General features: G+C 59.5%; 8 protein-coding genes. 2 read left to right on the top strand and 6 right to left on the bottom strand.

Annotated elements, in window-relative coordinates; translation table 11 throughout:
- Positions 1 to 29: 29 nt before the first annotated feature.
- From C9413_RS28870 to C9413_RS28860, 3 genes are all read right to left on the bottom strand, one after another.
- On the bottom strand, positions 30 to 404 hold the full coding sequence (locus tag C9413_RS28870; RefSeq protein ID WP_052451601.1) for a nuclear transport factor 2 family protein: 375 nt from the start codon (positions 402 to 404) through the stop codon (positions 30 to 32).
- On the bottom strand, positions 401 to 721 hold the full coding sequence (locus C9413_RS28865) for a hypothetical protein (protein WP_039845929.1): 321 nt from the start codon (positions 719 to 721) through the stop codon (positions 401 to 403). The genes C9413_RS28870 and C9413_RS28865 overlap by 4 nt, the downstream gene beginning before the upstream one ends.
- 193 nt (positions 722 to 914) lie before the next feature.
- On the bottom strand, positions 915 to 1,568 hold the full coding sequence (locus C9413_RS28860) for a hydrolase (RefSeq protein ID WP_039845930.1): 654 nt from the start codon (positions 1,566 to 1,568) through the stop codon (positions 915 to 917).
- 153 nt (positions 1,569 to 1,721) lie between these two features.
- Here C9413_RS28860 and C9413_RS28855 point away from each other — a divergent pair, with 153 nt between their 5' ends.
- Both C9413_RS28855 and C9413_RS34315 read left to right on the top strand, forming a co-directional pair.
- Positions 1,722 to 2,618, top strand: coding sequence for a LysR family transcriptional regulator (locus C9413_RS28855; RefSeq protein ID WP_170251259.1), 897 nt, complete (start codon positions 1,722 to 1,724; stop codon positions 2,616 to 2,618).
- Positions 2,619 to 2,675: 57 nt separating this feature from the next.
- Complete coding sequence (locus C9413_RS34315; protein ID WP_039845932.1) at positions 2,676 to 2,930, top strand: hypothetical protein; 255 nt, start codon at positions 2,676 to 2,678, stop codon at positions 2,928 to 2,930.
- Here C9413_RS34315 and C9413_RS28845 read toward each other — a convergent pair.
- The 3 genes from C9413_RS28845 to C9413_RS28835 all read right to left on the bottom strand — a co-directional run.
- Positions 2,906 to 3,196 carry a type II toxin-antitoxin system RelE/ParE family toxin gene (locus tag C9413_RS28845; RefSeq protein WP_039845933.1) on the bottom strand — a complete coding sequence of 97 codons (291 nt, stop codon included), beginning with the start codon at positions 3,194 to 3,196 and terminating at the stop codon, positions 2,906 to 2,908. The two genes, C9413_RS34315 and C9413_RS28845, sit on opposite strands and share 25 nt — an antisense overlap.
- Positions 3,193 to 3,441: a CopG family ribbon-helix-helix protein gene (locus C9413_RS28840; protein ID WP_039845934.1), complete on the bottom strand. Its 249-nt coding sequence runs from the start codon at positions 3,439 to 3,441 to the stop codon at positions 3,193 to 3,195. Before C9413_RS28840 ends, C9413_RS28845 begins: the two co-directional genes overlap by 4 nt.
- Positions 3,442 to 3,986: 545 nt before the next feature.
- A partial coding sequence (locus tag C9413_RS28835) for a transposase domain-containing protein (RefSeq protein ID WP_170251258.1) occupies positions 3,987 to 4,088 on the bottom strand: 102 nt, incomplete at its 5' end.

The following is a 4,088-nucleotide window of genomic DNA, read 5'->3' as shown; positions in this document are numbered from 1 at the left end:
TTGCGTGGTAGGCGCGGCGCCTGAGTTGCCTAGGACGTTGCCAATTGTGCCTGAAGCGTGCCTTCCTCGGGATCGAACATCGGCACGCCGCCAAGAGCCGCCGTAACCGGTACCTCGTCCTGCAACACGTCCCAATGCTCGGCCAGCTTGCCGTCTTCGACGCGGAAAAGATCGATCATCACTTGCGGCCCGTTTGACCAGCCGCGGATGCGCCCGTGGATGGCGACAAAATCGCCCTCGGCAACAATCAGGCCGGGCTCATAATAAACGTCTTGCGACAGACCGGCGACGAGCGCCTGCAAGGCACCGCGCCCCTGAGGAATGCTGGGATTGTGCTGAATGTAATCCGCAGCGTAGAGTCGCTCCACCGCCGACGCATCATGGCGCTGAAACAGGGAGGTCATCGCCCCGAGCACCAGCGCCTTGTTGCGCGCTCCGGACGATCGTCGGGGACGCGGTCCGCTGGCCGAGTGACGACGATGGGACCGGTCATTCGTAGAAACTTGCCATCAGGCAGCGTGGCGAACGAGTGGACCAGACCACGGTCATAGTCCTGCACATTCGTGACCGTCGCACCGTAATCGACGGTTTCGGTTCGGGCGAATAGCCCTTCCCTGATTTCGAACCTCAGTTGCGTGACTGAGAGTAGCGTCTGGCTGACTTTAAAATTCGGATAGGCGACATCCATCTCCTGTCCGATGGGAAAGTGCTCCACCGACATCTTTATTTGCTTTCCATGAGGCGATAGAGAACCAGGCTAAGCCCGGCCCCAGTCGCAAAGTGGTCATTGATTCGGGCCGGCCGCCCTGCATTCAGGCATGGGCAGCTGGCTTGTTGGGAGGGATGACGCAGTTCGATAAGCAATCAGCATGTTCGCTGCGGATCGCTCAAGACTTTCGTCACCCCCGCCCGGATCAGCCTGCGGTGCTCGGCACCGGCGTGTTGAGCAATTGCTGCTCCCACAAATAAGCGATGCCGCTACCACCGGCATGCTGCACGACCACGTCCGTTATCTTTACGGCAGTGTCCATCCGGGCCCAATCGCGCTGCCATTCGGACGCAACCGCCAGCCACGTCATCATATTCGCGCCGGCTGCGATCATGCGGTGGATGGCGACCTCATGCGCTTCGACCGATGTGCCGCCCGATGCGTCTGTTACGACCGTTACATCCCAGCCTTCGCCGAGGGCCTGGATCGTCGGCATGGCGACGCAAACTTCAGTCCAGAGGCCGGCAATGATCAGCTGTTTGCGGCCGGTCGCCTTAACCGCATCCACTGTCGTCTTATCTTCCCACGTGTTAATGAACGTCCGGTCGATTATCTCCTGGCCTGGGAACACATCTGCGATTTGGGGGAACAGGTTACCGCCCCGCTCGGCGATCACGGTGGTCAGGATCGTGGGGACGCCGAATGCCTTCGCTGCCTTAGCCAAACCTACAGTGTTGTTGATCACCATCATCGGCTCGTGGCTGTTCACGTTTGCGAGCTGATAAGGCTGATGATCGATCAGGACGAGGACGGAATCTTCGGGGCGGAGAAGTGAGTCAAGGCCGTTACGAAAGGTCATGGTTTCATCCTATGTTGGCGGTTTATTGAAGCGCGTTTGCTCAAAAGACATGCGCCCTCCGAGGCGCTGCCGCGGCACGAAACTTGTCATTCCTGTTTGTGATGCGGTAGTCCTCGCCTGTGCTAAGCTGTGTCGCAGAATGAGGAACCCTGAGTGGATATCGAAGATCTCCGGACATTCGTCGAAGTAGCTGATGCGGGACGCGGGACGTGCGCTGCTCAGTGGTTGGGTGTCCTCCAGGCGCTGCCCGCCCCGCGGCCACTGCGGCCCGAGGCGGAGCTTGGTGTCCAACGACTCGCCCGACCCACCCGTGGGGTTCCCCGGAACGAGGCCGGCGCATCCTTCCGGGACTATGCAGCCAGGGTTTCCGCCGAGATCGATGTGGCCAGGGAAACAATTGTGCCCGCCGGTGAGCTCCGCGGCCGCCTCAGGGTTGCCGCGCCGCTTTCCTTCGGTCCGACGCATTTCGCCGCGGTGATTGCGCAAATGGCACGCCGCCATCCTCATCTCCAGATCCAGACCTGTTACAGTGATCGTTTCGTGGATCTGATCGCGGAAGGCTATGATTGTGCGATCCGCGTTGGCACACTTCAGGACTCCAGCCTGATCGCAAGACGCGTCGGTCCCCTCTATGGGAGTTTCGTTGCAAGCCCGGACTATATCAAAGCCCATGGCTCTCCGGAGACACCGGACGAGCTTGTCGCCCATCAGGCTCTTATGCAGGGAACGGAAACCTGGCAAGTGATGGATGGAGACAAGGTGATAACCGTTCGCCCACAGGGACGCTTCAAGGCCGACAACGGGGTTGCTCTCGCTGTCGCCGCAGTAGCCGGTTTGGGTATCGCCGCGCTACCTGACGAGCTTATAAAAGATTATCTGGCCTCAGGCGAGTTGGTTCCGGTCATGAAACGCCATCCACCAACCCCGATCGGGATATATGTCGTCAGACCGCCCGGGCAGCATCCTGCAAGAAAAGTCCGGGTGCTGACCGAAATGCTGATCGAGTGCTTCGACCATGGCCCGGCATTGCCGAAAACAGCTTACCCGTAGTATCGCGGCACTCTTCCCAACGACGTCCGCGATGCCTCGGCTAGCGATCAGCAACGGTTGTCGTTCGCTGCCACCGGCTACGGCGATGACGATCGCCCCTGCGCCACGCGCCATTTGGATGGCCGCCAGACCGACACCGCCGGCGGCAGGCTGAATCAGGACTGTTTCTTTTTCGCCCAAGCCGCCTTTGGTACCCTTGGCACCGTTGAGCAGCCGCCTCAAATGATAGCTGGCGAGCGGATCATCGGAGTGCATGCCAACCAGCGCGGATTGATGTACGAGACGTGTCAAAACGTCTGCGGCCAGCGCTGATGCGCATGCATGACGGTGATAATCTCGATGTCCCGACTGACGCGGTACGGGATGATGTACGGAATATCCGCCAGCACGATTTCACGGGTGCCCTTGATGCGACCCGGCCGCCCGCTTGCAGGCAGTTCCGCCAACATATCCACGGCCGTCACGATCCTCGCGACCACGCGCGCCGCCGCATCGGGATTGTCCTGCTCGATATGAGCGCCGATTTCATCAAGCCGCCGCAACGCCCGAAGCGTCCAGCGAATGCGTTTTCCGCTCATGATTGACGGGCGGACTTGACGTATTTTCCGACAACCTTCGCCACATCATCATCGCTGGCGAATTCGCCCCGATCGGCCTCAGCCAACCCGGCTTCGATCTCAGTAAGCTGCCATTCCTGTTGCTCAACGAAAGCCTCGATGGCTTCGGCAGCCATGTAGGAGCGGGAGCGATCCAGCTTTTCGGCAAGCTGATCCAGTTTGCTGGCGGTTTCATCCTTCACACGCACGGTAAACGCTGCGGTCATGGCATCTGACTTTCCTTGGTTCGCTTTGATTATTGGTGAACCAATGTGGTTCGTCAAGGTTCTGCTCACGAGAGAGGACTTTCATTGAGGTGAATAACCCGACCACACCGGAACGGTGTGGTCGGATTGAGAGAAGGCTGAACCTTCTATGGCGCCCCGCCAAGCGGGTTGTGGAGCCTCGGTGCCGTGGAAGGACGGCGGTGCCGTCGCCCTATTTTCCCTTCCGATCGCGGCTCGCCCGCCGGGGCTTACGCGCGTTGATGACGGAAGCGTCCAATGTGGTCTTGATATGCGCCGCGTAGAACTTCTCGATCATTTCGACGCTCGTGCAGCAGTTTTTGGCAATAGCGTAGACGTCTGCACCTTCCATGAGCCGAAGGCAGATATAGGTGTGACGTAGGCTGCAGGCTGTCCGAGGTTTGCCATCACGGTCCAGCTTGAGATGCTGCGCACAAGAAGATTGTTGAACATCCTGAGATAATTGCCGGGAAGAGCAGATCAGTCGGCGCCGGAAGCTCTCCGTCGTAAGCGGTGAACTGAGACCGTTACTTCTGGAAGTTCCAAGGCATAAGGGCGTCGATCTCGCTCGATGGCCAACCCGCGGCGATGCGTTCGAGGGTCTGCGTTAGCCAAGCGAGCGGATCAAC

This window comes from Rhizobium sp. SEMIA 4085, from assembly GCF_013004495.1.
GTDB lineage: Bacteria > Pseudomonadota > Alphaproteobacteria > Rhizobiales > Rhizobiaceae > Rhizobium > Rhizobium gallicum.
Note: the sequence above shows the minus strand (reverse complement) of the source record. Positions and strands in the feature narration are given on the sequence as shown.